Genomic DNA, 20,279 nt, shown 5'->3' on the forward strand with positions numbered 1-20,279 from the left:
CATGAGCGACGATGTTTTCCTGCAGGCCAGCCCTGCCGAGCGTATCGCGCTGATCGAAGCGCGTATCACGGCGGCGCTCGCGCCTGTCGATTCGATTACCGTGCGCGACGACAGTGCGCTGCATGCGGGTCATGCGGGCGCGTCGGCGGGCGGTCACTACGCGGTGACGATCGTGGCCGCCGCCTTTGCCGGCAAGGCTCGCGTGGCGCGGCACCGCATGGTGTATGATGCGCTGGCCGATGCCATGCAGCGCGGCATCCACGCTCTCGCCATCACGGCTTACACGCCAGAAGAATTCAATTTGCTGTCCCGTTAGGAAACTTCCGATGACCTTGAAAAACACCCGCTACTGGGTTTTGCTGGCTGCATTTGCGGCCGCACCTGCATTCGCACAGAACATCGCCGTCGTGAACGGCACGCCGATTCCGAAGTCGCGCGCCGATGCACTGGTTGCCCAACTCGTGCAACAGGGTCAACAGGATTCGCCGAAGCTGCAACAGGCCGTTCGTGAAGAACTCGTGAACCGTGAAATCCTGATGCAGGAAGCGATCCGCGAAGGGATTCCGTCGAAGCCGGACGTCAAGGCGCAGGTCGCGGTTGCGCAGCAGACTGTGGTGCTGCGTGCGCTGATCGAGAACTTCGTGAAGAAGAACCAGCCGAGCGACGCCGAAGTGAAGGCGAAGTACGACGAGCTGGTCAAGCAGATTGGCGGCAAGGAATATCACCTGCACCACATCCTCGTCGACAACGAGCAGCAGGCGAAGGATCTGATCGCGAAGATCAAGGCTGGCGCAAGCTTCGAAGACCTTGCGAAGCAGTTCTCGAAGGACCCGGGTTCGGGCAAGAATGGTGGCGACCTCGACTGGTCGGATCCGAAGGCCTATGTGCCTGAGTTTGCCGCTGCCGCGGAGAAGCTGCAGAAAGGCCAGATGACGGATACGCCGGTGCATACGCAGTTTGGCTGGCATATCATCCGCGTCGATGATGTGCGGCAGACGCCGCCGCCGCCTTTTGAGCAGGTCAAGGCTCAGATCGCGCAGCAGATGCAGCAGGAGAAACTGCAGGCGTTTGAAGAGGACCTTCGGTCCAAGGCTAAAGTGCAGTAAGGTTTTTTTGCGTGCTTTCGCACGGGAGGGCCGCCTTTGGGCGGCTTTTTGTTTTTGTGGTTTTGGTTTTTGTTTTTTTGCGCTCGCGCGCCGTTTGCATCTTCCGCCTCTGCGCTGGCATCCGCGATTTGTTAGCGTGCTTCACGCGTCGCCCCTGTGCGGGGCGGCACCTACTTTTCTTTGCCGCCGCAAAGAAAAGTAGGCAAAAGAAAGCGGCTCACACCGCCAATCCTTGTTCTTATCCACGGGCCCCCAACGTCCCCACACTTCACATGGCAACGCGCCAGTCCGCGCTCGTTGCAAACGCTTTGAATAGAAGCCTCACCCGCTTCAGACACCCGCACAAGGGCCAGCGGCACCAAATGGTTTGTGCCGCCGAGGTGGCAAACGGTGTGCAGGTTGTTGCGCCATACAGGTTAGCGCTCTTATCAGAAACACCAACCGTGCTACCCAGTCCGAAGTGATGCGTGTATGGCACGAAAGCCTGCACACAGTTTGCCACCTGGGCGGCTGTGGACTATCTGGTAGCGCGTGCTGTGACGCGGGCGCGTGAAGCGGGTGAGGCGCTCATTCAGAGCGTTGGCAACGGGCGTCGATCAGCGCGTTGCCGTGAGAAGCGTAGGACCAGTTGGGGCCCTCAGGCACGAACAAGAACTGGCGGTGTGAGCCGCTTTCTTTTGCCTACTTTTCTTTGCGGCGGCAAAGAAAAGTAGGTGCCGCCCCGCACAGGGGCAACGCGTGAAGCACGAAGGCAAAGCGCGGATGCCAGCGAAAACCAAAACCCAAAACCAAACCAAACCGCCAGCGCCCGCGCAGGGCAAAAAATCACCCTAACCACTTCCGTGCATTCTGAAACACCCGCATCCACGGGCTGCCATCCGTGGCACTTTGCTTCCACGCATCGGGATGCCAGCTCATCTGCACATTGCGATGCACACGCTCGGTATGCGGCATGAGCACCGTAAACCGCCCATCGGGCGTAGTCACAGAAGTAATCCCAGCCGGCGACCCATTCGGATTGAACGGATACTGTTCAGTCGACTGCCCACGATGATCGACATACTTCATCGCGACAGCCACACGCGCCATATCCCCTTGCTGCGAGAAGTCAGCAAAGCCCTCGCCGTGCGCCACGGCAACCGGAATCCGCGAGCCTTCCATGCCGGCAAAGAAAATCGACGGCGACGACTGCACCTCAACCAGCGAGAAGCGCGCTTCAAACTTCTCCGACTTGTTGCGCGTGAACTTCGGCCAGGCATCCGCGCCAGGAATCATCGAAGCAAGGCTGCTCATCATCTGACAGCCATTGCAGATGCCCAGCGCAAACGTGTCGTTGCGACCGAAGAACGCCGCAAACATATCGGCCAGTTGCGCATTGAAGCGAATCGTCTTCGCCCAGCCCTCGCCCGCGCCCAGCACGTCACCATACGAGAACCCGCCGCACGCGACTGCGCCCGCAAAATCAGCCAGCGTCGCGCGGCCCGACAGCAGGTCGCTCATGTGGACGTCATGCGCATCGAAGCCCGCACGATCGAATGCATACGCAGTTTCGAGGTGCGAGTTCACGCCCTGCTCACGCAGGATCGCCACACGCGGACGCGCGCCCTTGCCGATGAACGGCGCCGCCACGTCCTCCACAGGATCGAACGACAGATGCGGCTGGATGCCGGGGTCCGACGCGTCGAGCAGTGCATCGAATTCCGCATCGGCGCACGCCGGGTTGTCGCGCAGACGCGAGATTCGCCAGCTCACTTCACTCCACGTGCGATGCAGTTCGGCACGCGGTGCATCGAAAATCTTCTTCGCGTCACGGTAGATTTCGACCATGTCGCGATCATTCGGCTTGCCGATCACATGCGAGCACGCCGACAGGCCATGTTCGCGCAGTGCTGCGAGCACCGCGTCGCGATCGCCGGCACGCACCTGGACCACCGCGCCGAGTTCTTCGTTGAACAGCGCGCGGATCGTGCGGTCTTCGCGGCGGCCGCTGGTCTGCTTCGCCCAGTCCTTCGCGTCGCCGTAATCGAATTCGTGATTGGGGTCGAGCGTCAGCATGTCGACGTTCAGCGACACGCCCACATGGCCCGCGAACGCCATTTCGCAAACCGTCGCCCACAGCCCGCCGTCCGAGCGGTCGTGGTACGCGAGCAGCTTGCCGCCCGCGTTGAGCGCCTGGATCGCCGCAAAGAAGCGCTTCAGATCTTCCGGATCGTCGACGTCAGGCACCGTGTCGCCGACCTGCTGCGTCACCTGCGCGAGAATACTCCCGCCCAGACGGTGCTTGCCGCGGCCCAGGTCGATCGCAATCAGCACCGTTTCGCCTGCTTCCTTCGGGCTCAGCAGTTGCGGCGTCAGATGGCGGCGCACGTCTTCGACGGGCGCGAAAGCGGAGATGATCAGCGACACAGGCGCGACCACTTCCTTCTCGACGTTGCCGTCCGCCCACTTCGTGCGCATCGACAGCGAGTCCTTGCCGACGGGAATGCCGATACCGAGCGCCGGGCACAGTTCCATGCCGATCGCCTTCACCGTGTCGTACAGCGCTGCGTCTTCGCCGGGGCTCCCGCAGGCCGCCATCCAGTTCGCCGACAGCTTCAGTTTGTCCAGCGACGCGATCGGCGCCGCCGCGATGTTCGTCACCACTTCGCCAACGGCCATGCGTCCCGATGCGGGCGCGTCGATCACGGCGAGCGGCGTGCGCTCGGCCATCGTCATCGCTTCACCGCGGAAGCCTGCGTAATCGACCGTCGTGATCGCGCAGTCGGCGACGGGCACCTGCCACGGGCCGACCATCTGGTCCCGCGCCGTCGTGCCACCCACTGAGCGGTCGCCGATCGTGATGAGGAACGACTTGCTGGCGACGGTCGGATGACGCAGCACGTTGACGGCCGCCTCGTGCAGCGCCACGTGCGTGACGTCGACGGGTTGCAGCGGCGTCGACACGCGCGTCACATCGCGATGCATGCGCGGCGGCTTGCCGAGCAGGACCTCCATCGGCATATCGACGGGCTGATGCGCGCCCGCTTCCGTCAGATCGGCGTCGATCAGCTTCAGTTGACGCTCTTCAGTCGCCGTGCCGACCACCGCGAACGGGCAACGCTCGCGCTCGCAGATCGCCGCAAATTCTTCGAGACGCGACGGCGGAATGGCCAGCACGTAACGCTCTTGCGCTTCGTTCGACCAGATTTCGCGCGGCGACAGGCCGCTTTCTTCCAGCTGGACCTTGCGCAGCTCGAACAGCGCACCCTTGTCCGCGCCGTCGACCAGCTCAGGGAATGCATTCGACAGACCACCCGCGCCGACGTCGTGAATGCTCAGAATCGGGTTGCCCTCGCCCAGCTGCCAGCACGAGTTGATCACTTCCTGCGCGCGCCGTTCGATTTCCGGGTTGCCGCGCTGGACGGAATCGAAGTCGAGTTCGGCCGTATTGGTGCCCGTCGCCATCGAGCTCGCTGCGCCGCCGCCCATGCCGATACGCATGCCGGGGCCGCCGATCTGGATCAGCAGCGAGCCGGGCGGCAGATCGTGCTTGTGCGTGTGCTGGTCGGAGATGTTGCCGAGACCGCCCGCGATCATGATCGGCTTGTGATAGCCGCGCACGCGGCCCGCGACGTTCTGCTCGTACGTGCGGAAGTAGCCGCCGAGGTTCGGACGGCCGAATTCGTTGTTGAACGCAGCGCCGCCGAGCGGCCCGTCGATCATGATCTGCAGCGGCGACGCGATGCGGTCCGGGCGACCGTAGGTGTCGAACTGGTCGGCTGCGTTGCGATGGCCGATGGGTTGCGTGGCGTCGCGGGCGTTTTCCCACGGCTCGCGCGCATCGGGCAGATCGAGGTTCGACACGGTGAAGCCCGTCAGACCCGCCTTCGGACGCGCGCCGCGGCCCGTCGCGCCTTCGTCGCGGATTTCACCGCCCGCGCCCGTCGCGGCGCCCGGGAACGGCGAGATGGCCGTCGGGTGGTTGTGCGTCTCCACCTTCATCAGCGTGTGCGTCAACTCGGTGTGACGGCCGTAGCGCTCGCCCGGCTCGTCGGCATTCGCAGCCTTACGCGGGAACCAGCGCTCAGCCAGGCCGCCCGCCATGATCGACGAGTTGTCCGAGTACGCGACGATCGTGCCTTGCGGATTGAGCTTCTCGGTGTTGCGGATCATGTTGAACAGCGAGATGTCCTGCGCCTCGCCGTCGATCGTCCAGCTCGCGTTGAAGATCTTGTGGCGGCAGTGCTCGCTGTTGGCCTGCGCGAACATCATCAGTTCGACATCGGTCGGATTGCGGCCGAGCTTCGTGAATGCGTCGACGAGATAGTCGATTTCGTCCTCGGCGAGCGCGAGACCGAGTTCCGTGTTCGCCTTCTCCAGCGCCTTGCGGCCGTCCGTCAGCACCGCGACCGTTTGCAGCGCCTTGGCGGGCAGTTCGTCGAACAGGTGCATCGCGTGATCGCGCGACGGCGCGACGCTTTCCGTCATCCGGTCATGCAGCGCGGCGACGACAGCGGCACGCGCCTCGTCCGACAGCGCCTTCTTGCCGCCGAGCAGCCCGCTTTTCAGCACGACCGTGTACTCGATGCCGCGCTCGATGCGGCGCACATGCGTCAAGCCGCAGTGAAGCGCGATATCGGTGGCCTTGCTCGCCCACGGCGACACGGTGCCGAAGCGCGGCACCACGAGGAAAGTTTCGACGGCGCCCTTGTCCTTGCCGGCGTCGAATGGATCGCCGTAGTGCATCAGCGCTTCGATCTTCGCGCTGTCTTCCGCGGCAAGCGGCGTCTGCGAGTTCACGAAATGCAGATACTGGCCGCGCACGCCGACGATGTTGGCGTCGATGCGCGACAACGTGTCGAGCAGGCGGGTTTGACGGAAATCGGAAAGGGCCGAAGCGCCGGGGAAACACGAGAAGTGAGCCATGGACTTGACGTTGCGTCGATCGGTTGCGTCGCTGGGTGCCGCGCGCGATTGCTTTGGCAACCGCTCGGACAGTCGCGCGTGGAGGCGACGTGAGGCGTAAGGAAGTCGGAGATTATAACCCGGGAAGGCCCGGCAGACCTGCCCTGCGTGACGCGCCGCGCGCTTTGGCGGCGTGTCCCTGCTGGCCGCACGCCTCGCCGGCAGCACCACGGGCCTTTTTGGGATGCGTTTCCGGCCATTCGTGGTAGGCGAATCGCGCGATCCTGCTCGCCGCTGTTCCATCCGTGCACCACCGTCGAGCGATGCTTCCAGCGGAGAACGGCAGCGTGCCGGACGGGTCGTTTGACTGATATCATTCGGCCTTTCATCAGATCGGTGCAGCAGCGGCTGTCGCGCTGCGCCGCATGTCAAGTCATACGCCTGGCCCCACGCGTGCCGCCGGCAACACGAATTAACCATGGATGTCATTGTCATTGGCGGCGGGATCGTCGGCGTCGCTACCGCCTATCAGCTTCGCGCTGCCGGTCATCGGGTGTGCGTCGTCGAACGGCACGCCACCGTCGCACAGGGCGCCACTTACGGCCACGGCGGCACTTTGCTGCCCACGCCACTCGATGTGTGGTTCGGCCCGACCTTCATGCAGCACCGTCAGGCCGCCAAAAGCGGCGTCATCAAAAAGGCGGGCTTCAACGGGCAGGTGCGCGATTTCGTCCGCACACTCGCAGCGCTCGCCGAGCCCGAGGCGTTCAAGAGGCAGTTTTCGCTGCTGCGTCCGCTGATCGAATCGGCGCGCCAGTCGCTCGCCGACATCGAGCATCACTTCAATCTGGAATTCGAGCGGACGAACGGACAGCTGTATCTGGTGCGCAGCCAGCAGGACTGGGACCTCACGCATTCCGCGCTCGACCTGCTGCGCCAGTTCGAGGTGCCGCATCACGTGCTGAGCCCGCAGGAATGCCAGACCATCGAGCATTCGATTCCGCTCGAACCGCATTTCGCGGGCGGCGTGCTGTTCGACGACGAAGGCACGGCGAACTGTCCGCTGTTCGCGAAGCTGATCAAGCAGACGCTCGATGTGCAAGGCGGCGTGCAGTTTCAGTGCGGCCGTGAAGTGACGGGCATCCGCCTCGACAACCAGCGTGCGGCCGTCGAACTGGCGCCCGCCAACGGCGAATCGTCGCGCTCGCGCGAAGTCGATGTGATCAGCGCGGACGCCGTGGTCGTTGCGGCGGGCGTGGGCAGTCTCGCGCTGCTGGAAAAGCTCGGGCTGAATCTGCCGCTGCATCCGCTGCGTCTGCACAACCTCGTCGCGCCGATCGCGCGCGAGGAGTTCGCGCCCCATACGACGGTCATCGATGCCGTCAAACGCATCACGATCACGCGCAGCAATCACCGGCTGCGCATCGCGGGCGGCGCGGTGCTGCAAAGCGCCAGCCAGACCCGGCTGCCGCTGCCCGAGCCGCTGACGAAAGAAGCGCTCGCGCTGCTCAGCCAGGCGACGCACGACTGGGTGCCGGGTTCGGCGCGCATTTCGGCCGCATTGCCGTGGGAAGGCGTGAAACTGTTGTCGCCGGACGGCCTGCCTGTGACGGGTAATGCGCTGCATCCGCGGCTATTCGTGAACGCGGCGCATGGCCCCGTCGGCTGGGGCCTCGCATGCGGCTCGGGCAAGCTGATTGCGAGCCTCGTTTCCGGCGCGCCGTCGGAATTGCCGCCTGACACGATCGCGGCGCTTCGCCCCGAACGCTTCAACGGATAACAGCTTCCGGCACGGGACGGTCACTCGTCCTATGCCATTGCGCGTGCTGGCTACGGCACGCGCATTGCCACTACCATGGGCGTACCTCGTTGCTCTCGTACGCTGCCATGACCCAACCCTCCGCCCCTTCTCTCCACGACGGTCTCGTCAAGCCGTATGACCGGCCGTTTGCGCTTCTGAGCGTCGCCGAATTGCGCGCGCTCGAAAAGAACGCCGAGGCGACGCTGCCCGCCCACACGCTGATGGGCCGCGCCGGCCGCGCCGGCGCGCGCTTCCTGCTCGAACATATCCATCTCGACGGGACTACCGATCCGTACCAGCCGGTGTGGCTCGTAGCCGGGCCTGGCAATAACGGCGGCGACGCGCTCGTCGTTGCGGCTGAACTGCAACGCGCCGGTATCAAGGTCGAAGTCTGCATGCCCGTCGAAGTGAAGCCCGACGACGCCCTTTGGGCGCTGGCCGAAGCGCGTGCGGCGGGCGTGCCGATTTCGAACGAAGTGCCGGACTCGTTCGACGATTACAGCTGGGTTGTCGACGGCATGTTTGGTATCGGGCTGGCACGGCCGCTGGACGGCGTGTTCGCGTCGATTGCCGGGCAGTTGTCCGCGCGCGCAAAACGGCGCGGCCGCGTTCTCGCGCTCGACGTGCCGAGCGGGCTGGACAGCGATACGGGCAATGTCGTCGGAGGCGGTGGCGCCGTTCGCGCGACGCACACCGTGACGTTCATTGGCGCGAAGCCAGGTCTTTACATGGCCTCGGGACGCGACCTTGCGGGCGATGTGACCGTCGCGTCCATCGGCCTCGAATGGCCTTCCGAACCGCCCGTCCGGCTCAACGGGCCCGCCCTCTTCGTCCCCCACTTCCCGCCGCGCGATTACTCGACGCACAAAGGCACGTTCGGCAGCATGGCCGTCGTAGGCGGCGATACGGGCATGTGCGGTGCGCCGATTCTCGCCGCGCGCGCCGCGCTATACGCGGGCGCGGGCAAGGTCCATGTCGCGTTTCTCGGCGCGGGCAGCCCGCCCTACGACCCGCCACATCCTGAACTGATGTTGCATCCGCTCGACGAACTGCCGCTCGCGGAGATGGACGCGCTGTCGATCGGCTGCGGGATGGGCAAGCGCGAGCGCGCGGTCGACGTGCTGCGCACCGTGCTGCCGCTCGACGTGCCGAAACTGCTGGACGCCGACGCGCTGAATCTCATCGCCGGTCACGCCGATCTCGCCGCAACCGTGAAGCAGCGCGGCGAGTCTGCGAACGATCCGTGCGTGCTGACGCCTCATCCGCTCGAAGCAGCGCGCCTGCTCGGTACCGACGCGAAAAGCGTTCAGCGCGACCGGCTGGAAGCGGCGCGCGCACTGGCCGCGCGGTATGCGAGCGTCATCGTGCTGAAAGGCACGGGCACGGTGATCGCGGCGCCGGACGGGCGCGTCGCCGTCAACCCGACAGGCAACGCCGCGCTCGCGACGGGCGGTACGGGCGACGTGCTCGGCGGGTTGATCGGCGCATTGCTCGGACAAGGTCTGCCGCGCTACGAAGCAGCGCTTGCGGGCGTCTTTTTGCACGGTTTCGCCGCCGACGCGCTTACCGCACGCGGCAAAGGTCCAGCCGGCCTCACAGCGGGCGAGCTTGCGCCGATGGTGCGCAAGTTGTTGAACCGGCTCGTCTATCCGTTACAGGATTGACGGCACGGGCGTGCTGCCGCGAGCATCCCGCTATCTGGCGACGCGTCCCATCTATCCCGGCTGTCATCCTGGCCCGCTATACTGATTGACTGCGTCGTGCGGCCGTCCATCGGCCGAGACGCGAACCGCAGACGCCCGCTGACGGGGCACGAGACACGCCGCCGCGCATCCGGCGACCGTACCGCTCAGCCAACCGCGCGTCTGCAGATCACCCCCGGCACGCCCGATGCGCGGCCGGCCATTCGTTTTCCTTCGTTAGACGGACGGTTATGACTCTCAACTCGCTCCCCGCCTGGAACTCGCTGCAAACACACTACGAACAGATTCGCGATGCGCGCCTGCGCGACTGGTTTGCACCCGAGAACGATCCCGCGCCGACGCGCGCCGAACGGTTCACGCTTGCCGGCGGCGGTCTCGCAGCCGACTTTTCGAAGAACCGCATCACCGACGAGACACTGAAGCTGCTCGTGCAACTCGCGCGCGAAGCCAACGTCGAAAAACGCCGCGACGCGATGTTCGCGGGCGACATCGTCAATCCGACGGAAGGCCGCGCGGTGCTGCATACGGCGCTGCGCGCCAGTAATCCGAATGCGCCCTTCTACGGCAAGATCCAGGCGGAGCGCGCGAAGATGGCCGCGTTCGCCGACAAGGTTCGCAGCGGCGAATGGAAGGGCTACACGGGCAAGCGGATTCGCTATGTCGTGAACATCGGTATTGGCGGCTCGGACCTCGGGCCGAAGATGGTCGTGCACGCGTTGCACCACCTCGCTACACCGGACATCACCACGCACTTCGTATCGAACGTCGACGGCGCGGACCTGTATCGCGTGCTGACCGAAATCGATCCGGAAGAAACGCTGGCCATCATCGTCTCGAAGACGTTCACGACACTCGAAACGATGACCAATGCCAATTCGCTGCGCGACTGGTTCGTCGAGAAAGGCTGCCCGCAGAACCAACTGGCAAAACACTTTGTTGGCGTCTCGGCGAATCCCGCCGAAGTCGTCAAGTTCGGCATTGCGCAGGAAAACGTGTTCGAGATGTGGGACTGGGTTGGCGGCCGCTATTCGCTGTGGTCGGCAGTCGGCCTGTCGATCATGATCGCCGTCGGTCCGAAACAGTTCGACGAACTGCTCGCCGGCGCGAACGAAATGGACGAGCATTTCCGCAGCGCGCCGCTCGATCGCAACCTGCCCGTGCTGATGGGCATGATCGGCATCTGGTATCGCAACTTCTTCAAATCGCAAAGCTATCTGGTCGCACCGTACTCGGAAGCGCTGCATTTCCTGCCGTCGTACCTGCAGCAGCTCGAAATGGAAAGCAACGGCAAGCAGGCGTGTCTCGACGGCTCGTTCGTCACCTACGACACGTCCGCCGTCACGTGGGGCGAGCCGGGCACGAACGGCCAGCACGCATTCTTCCAGATGTTGCATCAGGGGCCGACCATCGTCCCGATCGACTTCGTCGCCGTGCTGACACCCGAGCACCCGCTCGTGTCGCATCATCCGAAGCTGCTGGCAAACTGCTTCGCGCAGAGCGAGGCGCTGATGCTTGGCCGCACGCGTGAAGAGGCCGAAAAAGTGGCCGGGCCCAAGAAGCCGGAACTCGTGCCGCACATCATGTTCCCTGGCAACCGCCCTACGACCACGCTGCTCGTGGACGCGCTCACCGCCCGTTCGCTCGGCGCGCTGATCGCGCTGTACGAACACAAGGTGCTCGTGCAAGGCACGGTCTGGAACATCAATTCGTTCGACCAGTGGGGCGTCGAACTGGGCAAGATTCTCGGTAAGGTCGTCGAGGCGGATATCACCAGCGCAAGCGTGGACGAGAAGAAGCACGACTCGTCGACGTCAGCACTGATCGCACGGGCTCGCGCGGCGTTGAAGCACTGATTCCCGTCATTCAGCCGCGCGAATGCAAACGGGCCTTCAACTTGAAGGCCCGTTTTTTTGCGTCCGACTGCGCGATCAGATCAGTCGCCCTGCTTCGATCGTCACTGTCGTATCGCAGCGGCGCGCAAGCTCGACATCGTGCGTGACGAGCACCAGCGTTGCGCCGTTCGCGCGGTTCATCTCGAACATCAGATCGATGACGGCATGGCCCGTTGCGGCATCGAGGCTGCCCGTCGGCTCGTCGGCGAACAGGATGGCGGGATGCGTGGCGAACGCGCGCGCAAGCGCCACGCGCTGCTGCTCACCGCCCGATAGCAGCTTCGGATAGTGCCGCATGCGCTCGCCGAGGCCAACCTGCGTCAGCAGCGTCCGCGCGCGCGCGTGAATGTCGCGCGCCGGCAACTCGCCCTGCAGTTCGAGTGGAAGCGTGACGTTTTCGAGCGCGGTCAGATGCGGCATCAACTGGAAGGACTGAAACACAAAGCCGACGGAACCATTGCGCAGCGCGGCGCGGCCGTCTTCGTCGAGTTCTGTCAGTTCGCGGCCAAGCAGACGAACCGACCCCGAGGTCGCGCTGTCCAATCCGGCGAGCAGTCCGAGCAGCGTAGACTTGCCTGAACCCGACGCGCCGACGATCGCCACCCGGCTGCTTGCCTGAATCGACAGGTCGATGTTGTCGAGGATCGTCAACTCACCCGTCGCATCCTTAACCCTCTTGCATAAACCCCGCACTTCGATGACCGGACCAGTTTTCTTTTGCATGGTGAAGCGTAGGTTGAAAGTGCGCGCCGTTGTGTCGTTCGCGGCGCTGGCTGCGGCGTGTTGTTCCATCGTGTTCGCCGCGACTTTTTCTGCGTCCGCCCAGGCCGCCGGCAACACCACCGCGGCCGCTGCCATGGCGAACACCACCGGCAGCAATCCACAACAATCGAAGCCGACGATCATCGTGCTCGGCGACAGCCTCTCCGCCGAGTACGGCCTGCCTCGCGATACCGGCTGGGTTTCGCTGATGCGTCAGCGTTTGTCGAGTGAGCGAATCGATTATAACGTTGCGAATGCGAGTATCAGCGGCGACACCACGAGCGGCGGGCGCGCCCGCCTGCCTGCGTTGATGCAGCGGCTCAAGCCCGCCGTCGTGATCGTTGAACTGGGCGCAAACGACGCGCTGCGCGGCGTCCCGCTGAACACGACGGAAGACAATCTCCGCACGATCATCGAACAGGCGCAGCAAGGCCACGCGAAAGTCCTGCTCGTCGGCATGTACGTGCCGCCCAATTACGGCCCTGACTACACGCAAAAGTTCCACGGCCTCTACGGGCAACTATCGAAGCAGTTGCGCGTGCCGCTTGTCCCATTTCTCCTTGCAGGAATCGAAGACAAGCCGGACATGTTCCAGTCCGATCAGATTCATCCGACCCAACAGGCACAGCCCCTGCTACTGGACAACGTGTGGTCAGCGCTGAAGCCGCTGCTCCGCACCTCGTCTCAATGAAAGTGAAAGCGCCATCGACGTGTTACAGCGCGCTAACAACTTGTTTCCGAATGATGGGAACGTGATCACCCCTGGTCGATCAGACAGGTTCGTCTGAATTCGACAACCGGCTCCATGTGAGCGATTTCTGGAAGGAGATAACGTGAAATACTTACCGATTATCGCTATGGCCGTCGCCATTTCCGCTTGTGCCGCGCAACCGCCCGCCGGTGTGCAATCGGTTGGCACCAGCCAGCAGCCGCCGAAGGTCGTCGGCCAGTGCATTGCCAAGAAGTGGGCTGACAAGACCCAGCAGCAGGTCGTCGCACAAGATACATTGGCTAACGACGCAGCGATGGACGTCTACGTCCCTGGCCAGCAGCCGCCGAACGGCGCAGCCGCCGTCGTGCGCCCGAACTATCAGGGCTCCGGCACCTGGGTCGGTTTCCGCGCTGCGGGCGGTGCCGGCAGCGACGCAACGGGCGATATCAGCGCCTGCCTGTAATCCTTCCCAACGCTTCTCGCAAAGCAAAAGCCCCGCACATGCGGGGCTTTTTTTGTGGCGCTTCAGGAAGCCGCACGCATGCGGCTCCACAGAACGGCTTATTCGCCTGACTGCGGGGTATCGAGCGAACCGTACATCTTCACCTTCGACCGCGTGCGCACCGCATCCAGATACGACTCGGCCTCAGCCTGTGCATTCACCGAAGCGATCTGCTGCTGCGCCGATGCCAGACGCTGTGCATCGGTCGACGCGGGTTGCACGACAGCGTTCACACGATAGATCGCGTAACCGTCCGCGCCGAGGTCGACGCCGACGTATGCCGGCAATTTTTGCGCATCGACCTTGTAAATTGCACTCAATGCGGCGGGCGGCACACCTTGCGCGTCGTTGCGCGACACCTTCAGCGCGGACGAGAAACCCTGCGTCGACTTCGACTTCTGCAGGTCCGCCAGCTTCGCCTCGCCTTCCTTGCGCGCGAGATCGGCTGCCTGCTGCGCGACGACCTTCTGACGCACGGCATCCTTGACGGCAGCGAGCGCGGGCACGGCGGCCGGCTTGTAGTCGGTCACGTGGGCAGCGATCAGCGTGTTGTTGCCGGCGTCGATGGCCTGGGTGTTGTTGCGGTCCTTCGCCGAATCGTTTGCAAACACGGCCGCCAGGAACTTCGGGTTGTTCAGCGGGCTATCCGGCGGCAACGCGCTGCTCGGCTGCGGCGTAACCGTCGCCGTCTGGATCTGCAGCTTGTACTTGTCCGCGGCCGGTTGCAGGCTCTTCGCCTGTTCATAGACGATCGACGTGAAACCTTCCGAATCGTCGCTGAATGCCTTGGTCGCGAGCTGCGCCTTGAGATCCTTCGCGATCGAGTCCTTCACTTCGTCGAACGGCTTCGTCACCGACGGCTTTACGTCCGTCACCTTGACGATGTGGTAGCCGAAGTCCGACTGGATCAGATCGCTGATCTCATCCTTCTTCATCTTGAAGACGGCATCGTCGAAAGCCTTGCCGCCCGCGATCATACCCGGGCTGAAGTAGCCCAGATCGCCGCCCTTCGACGCCGAACCCGGGTCCTGCGAATCCTGCTGCGCGAGCTGCGCGAACTGGTCGGGGTGCGCCTTGATCTGAGCAAGGATTTCCTGCGCCTTCTGCTTTGCCTTGTCCTTGTCGGCAGCGCTTGCATCTTTCGGCGCCGAGATCAGGATGTGGCTCGCGCGCACTTCACCCACCGTGCGGTAATGCGCGATGTTGTCGTCGTAGTACTTCTTGAGATCCGCGTCGCTCGGATTCGCCGATGCCGCGATCGTCGCGGGCGACATCACGAGATACTGGATCGTGGCCGTCGCAGGCGTCGCGAAGTCCTCGCGATGCGCATCGTAGTACGCCTGAATTTGCGCATCGGTCGGCTGCACCTTCGACTCGTACTCCTTCGAGCGGAACGCGAGACCCTGCACTTCGCGCTGTTGCTCGGCGAGTTCGGTCAGATGCTGTGCAAGCGTCTTCGGCGTGAACGAGGTCTGCGTGATGGCTGCGGGCAACTGCTGCATCGCCATGCTGTAGCGAACCTGCTCCTGGTATTGATCGGGGGTGATGCCCTGCATCGCAAGGAGTTCTTTGTATTTGTTCAGGTCGATCGAACCGTCGGGATTCTTTAGCGAGCCGATCACGGGATCGGCCATCAGCGCGCGACGCAGTGCATCGTCGGAGACCGTCAGATGCAGACGTTGCGTCTCATCCGCGAGCACACGCTGCTGGATCAGGCCGTCGAGCATTTCCTTGCGGCGCTCCGGCGTGTCGAACATCTTCGAGTCGAACTGTGCGCCAAGCATCTGACGAGCGCGGTCCATTTGCTGACGCCACGCGTTGTCATATTCGCCGCGCGTGATCTTGTGTCCGTTGACGCTCGCGACATTCGCGCTCTCGTCAAAGAAGCCACGGAAGCCTTGAATACCGACAAAACCCAAACCCGGCAGGATGACCAGGATGAGCATGAACATCATCAGACGTTGGTGATTGCGAAAGAAATCGAGCATGCTTGAGGAGGCAAAAGTCGGATGCCAAAAACGGAACGCCCGATAGTACAACAGCGGGCAATAAAAAAGGCGAACCGGAGTTCGCCTTTCTAGGATACTGGCGGAGTGGACGGGACTCGAACCCGCGACCCCCGGCGTGACAGGCCGGTATTCTAACCGACTGAACTACCACTCCTTATGCTGCAAACACTGCAGCGTGTCACTTCGATCTGGAACTGGTGGGTGCTGAGAGGCTCGAACTCCCGACCTACGCCTTGTAAGGGCGCCGCTCTACCAACTGAGCTAAGCACCCGTTCCGCGATCGCTGCTGCCTGACTGTTGATGCCGATTTGCGTCGACACATTCATCAAGCAGCGAGCCCATTAGTTTAACGCATCCTTTAGCGCTTTACCAGGCCTAAATTTAGGAACCTTGGCAGCCTTGATCTTGATTGCTGCGCCCGTGCGCGGGTTGCGGCCCGTGCGTGCCGTGCGCTTGCCAACGGCGAACGTGCCGAAGCCGACCAGCGTCACCGAACCACCTTTTTTCAACGTGCCTTTGACGCCACCGATCACGGCATCCAACGCGCGACCTGCTGCCGCTTTCGAAATGTCGGCTTGCTGCGCGATGTGATCGATCAATTCCGTTTTATTCATTCCAAGCCCCCGAGAATGTAGTTGGGCAATCATGAAAGCGCTTATGCGCCCGGTTATATACGGCACGGCAGAATTTGCCGGCCACTCATTAGAATGGGCCGAAACCCTTGTGTCAAGCGGGATTGAGCCTGATTCGAGGGGCTCGTCGAGGGTCTGTCGATGACAAGTTCTTGCAAGGCGATCGATGCGGATGCAACCAGTTTGCCGCGTATTTTCGTGCGTCCTGGATAGCAGGTGAGTTGCTTTATCGAAAGCGACCTGGTTGAACGTTTGCGTTGTTCGCGCGAGCAATAAAAAACCCGCGGACCAGGCCGCGGGTTCTTGTTCGCTGAAGACCAAGTGAGCCGTTAAGCCACTCAGTACTTTGCGTTTAGCTTAGTGCTTCACGACATCCGTCGCGCCCGAGTCTTTCGACTCACTAACGGGCGCAGCCGCCTTCGGCTCTTCTTCCGGCAAAGGAGCCGGCCCATGTTCGAGCGCCAGTTCCAGTACCTTGTCGATCCAGCGGACCGGCACGATCTCGATCGCGTTCTTCACGTTGTCCGGAATCTCCGTCAGATCCTTGACGTTTTCTTCCGGGATCAGCACGAGCTTGATGCCGCCACGATGCGCTGCCAGCAGCTTTTCCTTCAGCCCGCCGATCGGCAGCACTTCGCCGCGCAGCGTGATTTCACCCGTCATCGCGACATCCGCGCGCACGGGGATGCCCGTGAGCACCGACACCAGGGCCGTAGTCATCGCGATACCGGCGGACGGACCGTCCTTCGGCGTCGCGCCTTCCGGCACGTGGATGTGGATGTCCTGCTTCTCGAACGCTTCGTCCTTGACACCGAGACGGCGCGAACGCGAACGCACCACCGAACGCGCGGCTTCGACGGATTCCTTCATCACGTCGCCGAGCGAACCCGTGCGGATCACATTGCCCTTGCCCGGCATCACGGCCGCTTCGATCGTCAGCAGATCGCCGCCCACTTCCGTCCACGCGAGGCCCGTGACCTGACCGGTCTGGTTTTCCTTCGCGGCCAGACCGAAGTCGTACTTGCGCACGCCGAGGAACGTATCGAGGTTCTTGCCGTCGACGGTGACTGCCTTGTCCGCCTTCTTCAGCAGAAGCATCTTCACGACCTTGCGGCAGATCTTCGAAATTTCACGCTCGAGCGAACGCACACCCGCTTCACGCGTGTAGTAGCGAATGATGTCGCGGATGGCTGTTTCCGTGACTTCGATCTCACCAGGCTTCAGGCCGTTGTTCTTCTTCTGCTTCGGCAGCAGATAACGTTGCGCGATGCTGACCTTCTCGTCTTCCGTGTAGCCCGACAGACGGATCACTTCCATCCGGTCGAGCAGCGGCGGCGGGATGTTCAGCGAGTTCGACGTCGCGACGAACATCACGTCCGACAGGTCGAAGTCCACTTCGACATAGTGGTCGGCGAACGTGTGGTTCTGTTCGGGGTCGAGCACTTCGAGCAACGCCGACGACGGATCGCCGCGGAAATCCATGCCCATCTTGTCGACTTCGTCGAGCAGGAAGAGCGGATTGCGCACGCCGACCTTGGTCAGGCTTTGCAGGATCTTGCCCGGCATCGAACCGATGTACGTACGACGGTGGCCGCGAATTTCGGCTTCGTCACGCACACCACCCAGCGCCATGCGCACGAACTTGCGGTTCGTTGCGCGCGCAATCGACTGGCCCAGCGACGTCTTGCCCACGCCCGGCGGCCCGACGAGGCACAGGATCGGCGCCTTCACCTTGTCCACACGCTGTTGAACCGCGAGGTACTCGAGAATGCGTTCCTTCACCTTCTCGAGACCGAAGTGGTCTTCGTCCAGCACGCGTTCGGCATTCGAGAGGTCATTGTTGACCTTGCTCTTCTTGCGCCACGGCAGGCCGATCAGCGTGTCGATATAGTTACGCACAACCGTCGCTTCCGCCGACATCGGCGACATCAGCTTGAGCTTCTTCAGTTCGGCGTCGGCCTTCTTCTTGGCTTCCTTCGGCATGCGCGCAGCGGTGATGCGCTTCTCGAGTTCTTCGAGATCGGCACCCTCTTCGCCTTCGCCCAGTTCCTTCTGGATCGCCTTGACCTGCTCGTTCAGGTAGTACTCGCGCTGACTCTTCTCCATCTGACGCTTGACGCGTCCACGGATGCGCTTTTCGACCTGCAGAATGTCGATCTCGGCTTCGAGTTGCGCGAGCAGATGCTCGAGGCGCTCGATGACCGGGAACATTTCGAGAATCTGTTGCTTCTGGTCGAGCTTGAGCGGCAGATGCGCAGCGATCGTATCGGCAAGACGCCCGGCTTCATCGATACCCGACAGCGACGTCAGAATCTCCGGCGGGATCTTCTTGTTCAGCTTCACGTACTGATCGAACTGCGAGACGATCGCGCGACGCAGCGCTTCGGTTTCAGCGCTATCGGCGTGGTCGGGCTCGAGCGGCATCACTTCGCACGAGAATTGCGTTTCCTGCTCTTCGATCGACAGCGTCTTGGCGCGCTGCAGACCTTCGACCAGCACCTTCACGGTGCCGTCGGGCAGCTTGAGCATCTGCAGGATGTTGGCGATACAGCCAACTTCGTACATGTCCTTTTCGGTCGGCTCGTCTTTGGCCGCCGTTTTCTGGGCAACAAGCATGATGTGCTTGCCACCTTCCATTGCGGCTTCCAACGCCTTGATCGACTTCGGGCGACCCACGAAGAGCGGGATCACCATGTGTGGGAAAACGACTACGTCGCGCAGCGGGAGCAGCGGGAGTGTGACGCGTTCCGGCGGGAGGAGTTGGGTTCCTGACATTTCATTTCCCCATGAGTGGAATCAGTTTGTTCGATAGTTGAGGCCGCCAAAAAAGATTGCAAGCCTTCGCGTGTGGGAAAAGTTCAGTGACTCCAGAAAAACAGTCCATCCTGACGACACGATAAACGAAAAAAGCCGTTCACGTTGCCATGAACGGCTTTTTTTCAAAAATCGGGAAGCCGATCAATTCGAACCCGCGACCTTCGGCGCGTCTTCGTAGATCAGTAGCGGCTTTCCGTCACCATCAATAACATTGTCGTCAATAATGACTTTGCTGACGCCCTTCATTGCCGGCAATTCATACATGACGTCGAGCAATGCCTGTTCGAGGATCGAACGCAAGCCGCGTGCGCCCGTCTTGCGGCGGATCGCCTTGCGAGCGATGGCTTGCAACGCACCGGGACGGATCTCCAGCTCGACGCGTTCCATATTGAACAGCTTGTGATACTGCTTGATGAGCGCGTTCTTGGGTTCGACCAGAATCTTCATCAGCGCGGCTTCGTCCAGCTTGCCGAGCGTCGCCACGACGGGCAGACGTCCGATCAGTTCTGGAATCAGGCCGAATTTGATGAGATCTTCCGGCTCGACTTCGCGCAGCACTTCGCCTGCATCACGATCCTGCTTGCTCTTGACGCTCGCACCGAAACCGATCCCCGTTTTCTCCGTACGGTCGACGATCACCTTTTCGAGGCCATCGAACGCGCCGCCGCAGATAAACAGGATGTTGGTCGTATCGACCTGGATGAAATCCTGGTTCGGATGCTTACGACCACCTTGCGGCGGCACCGACGCCATCGTACCTTCGACCAGCTTCAGCAGCGCCTGCTGCACACCTTCGCCCGACACGTCGCGGGTAATCGACGGGTTGTCCGACTTGCGGCTGATCTTGTCGATTTCGTCGATATAGACGATGCCACGCTGCGCCTTGTCGACTTCGTAATTGCAGTTTTGCAGCAGCTTCTGAATGATGTTTTCCACATCTTCGCCGACGTAGCCGGCTTCCGTCAGCGTGGTTGCATCGGCAATCACGAACGGCACGTTCAGAAGGCGCGCAAGCGTCTGCGCGAGCAGCGTCTTGCCGGAGCCGGTCGGCCCGATCAGCAGGATGTTGCTCTTCGACAACTCGACGTCATCCTTCTTGTCGAGATGTTTGAGACGCTTGTAGTGGTTGTACACCGCAACCGCGAGAATTTTCTTCGCGCGTTCTTGCCCGATCACGTATTGATCGAGAATGTCGCGGATTTCCTGAGGACTCGGCAGGTCGGACTTGGACAGGCCCGTTTCCAGACCCGCGCCCGCTGCTTCGTCGCGAATGATTTCGTTGCACAGGTCGATACATTCATCGCAGATGAACACCGACGGGCCAGCAATCAGTTTTTTAACCTCGTGCTGGCTTTTGCCGCAGAACGAGCAATACAACAGCTTCTCGCTGTTCGAACCTTTTTTGTCCGCCATAGATGTGTGAGCCTCCGGACACTCGAATGACATGATACGCCGTTTG

Annotated in this window: 13 protein-coding genes and 2 tRNA genes; 7 read left to right on the top strand and 8 right to left on the bottom strand. The window is 62.3% G+C overall.

From position 1 onward, the window contains the following. Nucleotide 1 precedes the first annotated feature (1 nt). A complete protein-coding gene (locus PPGU16_RS08040; RefSeq protein ID WP_036005228.1) occupies nt 2-316 on the top strand; it encodes a BolA family protein in 315 nt (104 codons plus the stop codon). A 10-nt stretch (nt 317-326) separates the two neighbouring features. Further along, nucleotides 327-1,106, top strand: coding sequence for a peptidylprolyl isomerase (locus PPGU16_RS08045; RefSeq protein WP_180722448.1), 780 nt, complete (start codon nt 327-329; stop codon nt 1,104-1,106). A gap of 825 nt (nt 1,107-1,931) precedes the next feature. On the opposite strand, the gene purL is transcribed toward PPGU16_RS08045, so the two are convergent. Then, on the bottom strand, nt 1,932-6,011 hold the full coding sequence (purL, locus tag PPGU16_RS08050) for a phosphoribosylformylglycinamidine synthase (RefSeq protein ID WP_180722449.1): 4,080 nt from the start codon (nt 6,009-6,011) through the stop codon (nt 1,932-1,934). A 457-nt stretch (nt 6,012-6,468) separates the two neighbouring features. On the opposite strand from purL, the gene PPGU16_RS08055 reads away from it, so the two are divergent. The 3 genes from PPGU16_RS08055 to pgi all read left to right on the top strand — a co-directional run bounded on the left by PPGU16_RS08055 (nt 6,469) and on the right by pgi (nt 11,347). After that, entirely contained in the window at nt 6,469-7,770 is a 1,302-nt protein-coding gene (locus tag PPGU16_RS08055) for an FAD-dependent oxidoreductase (RefSeq protein ID WP_180722450.1), read from the top strand. Between the two features lie 107 nt (nt 7,771-7,877). Further along, the gene (locus tag PPGU16_RS08060) at nt 7,878-9,455 is read left to right on the top strand and encodes an NAD(P)H-hydrate dehydratase (RefSeq protein ID WP_180722451.1); all 1,578 of its coding nucleotides are present in this window, start codon (nt 7,878-7,880) and stop codon (nt 9,453-9,455) included. 269 nt (nt 9,456-9,724) lie between these two features. Next, nucleotides 9,725-11,347 carry a glucose-6-phosphate isomerase gene (pgi, locus tag PPGU16_RS08065; protein WP_180722452.1) on the top strand — a complete coding sequence of 541 codons (1,623 nt, stop codon included), beginning with the start codon at nt 9,725-9,727 and terminating at the stop codon, nt 11,345-11,347. Nucleotides 11,348-11,422: 75 nt separating this feature from the next. Here pgi and PPGU16_RS08070 read toward each other — a convergent pair whose 3' ends face one another. Beyond that, on the bottom strand, nt 11,423-12,109 hold the full coding sequence (locus tag PPGU16_RS08070; protein ID WP_180722453.1) for an ABC transporter ATP-binding protein: 687 nt from the start codon (nt 12,107-12,109) through the stop codon (nt 11,423-11,425). Between PPGU16_RS08070 and PPGU16_RS08075 the strand changes: the two genes are divergently transcribed. Together PPGU16_RS08075 and PPGU16_RS08080 are read left to right on the top strand one after the other, a co-directional pair. After that, entirely contained in the window at nt 12,108-12,839 is a 732-nt protein-coding gene (locus PPGU16_RS08075; protein WP_180722454.1) for an arylesterase, read from the top strand. The genes PPGU16_RS08070 and PPGU16_RS08075 overlap by 2 nt on opposite strands. Nucleotides 12,840-12,981: 142 nt before the next feature. Next, entirely contained in the window at nt 12,982-13,323 is a 342-nt protein-coding gene (locus PPGU16_RS08080) for a hypothetical protein (RefSeq protein WP_007585909.1), read from the top strand. Between the two features lie 98 nt (nt 13,324-13,421). On the opposite strand, the gene PPGU16_RS08085 is transcribed toward PPGU16_RS08080, so the two are convergent. The 6 genes from PPGU16_RS08085 to clpX form a co-directional block, all read right to left on the bottom strand. Next, complete coding sequence (locus tag PPGU16_RS08085; RefSeq protein WP_180722455.1) at nt 13,422-15,350, bottom strand: SurA N-terminal domain-containing protein; 1,929 nt, start codon at nt 15,348-15,350, stop codon at nt 13,422-13,424. Nucleotides 15,351-15,448: 98 nt separating this feature from the next. Beyond that, nucleotides 15,449-15,525, bottom strand: a tRNA-Asp gene (locus PPGU16_RS08090). A gap of 41 nt (nt 15,526-15,566) precedes the next feature. Then, nucleotides 15,567-15,642, bottom strand: a tRNA-Val gene (locus PPGU16_RS08095). 70 nt (nt 15,643-15,712) lie between these two features. Further along, entirely contained in the window at nt 15,713-15,985 is a 273-nt protein-coding gene (locus PPGU16_RS08100; RefSeq protein ID WP_007585907.1) for an HU family DNA-binding protein, read from the bottom strand. Between the two features lie 375 nt (nt 15,986-16,360). Beyond that, nucleotides 16,361-18,778 (bottom strand): endopeptidase La, encoded by a 2,418-nt coding sequence (gene lon, locus PPGU16_RS08105; protein ID WP_180722456.1) that lies wholly within the window; start codon nt 18,776-18,778, stop codon nt 16,361-16,363. Between the two features lie 183 nt (nt 18,779-18,961). After that, a complete protein-coding gene (clpX, locus tag PPGU16_RS08110) occupies nt 18,962-20,233 on the bottom strand; it encodes an ATP-dependent Clp protease ATP-binding subunit ClpX (RefSeq protein WP_180722457.1) in 1,272 nt (423 codons plus the stop codon). Between the last annotated feature and the right edge of the window lie 46 nt (nt 20,234-20,279).

The sequence above is a fragment of the Paraburkholderia largidicola genome, assembly GCF_013426895.1.
Classification (GTDB): domain Bacteria; phylum Pseudomonadota; class Gammaproteobacteria; order Burkholderiales; family Burkholderiaceae; genus Paraburkholderia; species Paraburkholderia largidicola.

Excerpts from the sequence above, each read along its gene's own strand:
- PPGU16_RS08040 (WP_036005228.1), top strand. The coding sequence starts at position 2 with ATGAGCGACGATGTTTTCCTGCAGGCCAGCCCTGCCGAGCGTATCGCG.
- lon (WP_180722456.1), bottom strand. The coding sequence starts at position 18,778 with ATGTCAGGAACCCAACTCCTCCCGCCGGAACGCGTCACACTCCCGCTG.
- purL (WP_180722449.1), bottom strand. The coding sequence starts at position 6,011 with ATGGCTCACTTCTCGTGTTTCCCCGGCGCTTCGGCCCTTTCCGATTTC.
- PPGU16_RS08085 (WP_180722455.1), bottom strand. The coding sequence starts at position 15,350 with ATGCTCGATTTCTTTCGCAATCACCAACGTCTGATGATGTTCATGCTC.
- PPGU16_RS08055 (WP_180722450.1), top strand. The coding sequence starts at position 6,469 with ATGGATGTCATTGTCATTGGCGGCGGGATCGTCGGCGTCGCTACCGCC.
- clpX (WP_180722457.1), bottom strand. The coding sequence starts at position 20,233 with ATGGCGGACAAAAAAGGTTCGAACAGCGAGAAGCTGTTGTATTGCTCG.
- PPGU16_RS08100 (WP_007585907.1), bottom strand. The coding sequence starts at position 15,985 with ATGAATAAAACGGAATTGATCGATCACATCGCGCAGCAAGCCGACATT.
- PPGU16_RS08060 (WP_180722451.1), top strand. The coding sequence starts at position 7,878 with ATGACCCAACCCTCCGCCCCTTCTCTCCACGACGGTCTCGTCAAGCCG.
- PPGU16_RS08045 (WP_180722448.1), top strand. The coding sequence starts at position 327 with ATGACCTTGAAAAACACCCGCTACTGGGTTTTGCTGGCTGCATTTGCG.
- PPGU16_RS08075 (WP_180722454.1), top strand. The coding sequence starts at position 12,108 with ATGGTGAAGCGTAGGTTGAAAGTGCGCGCCGTTGTGTCGTTCGCGGCG.
- PPGU16_RS08070 (WP_180722453.1), bottom strand. The coding sequence starts at position 12,109 with ATGCAAAAGAAAACTGGTCCGGTCATCGAAGTGCGGGGTTTATGCAAG.
- pgi (WP_180722452.1), top strand. The coding sequence starts at position 9,725 with ATGACTCTCAACTCGCTCCCCGCCTGGAACTCGCTGCAAACACACTAC.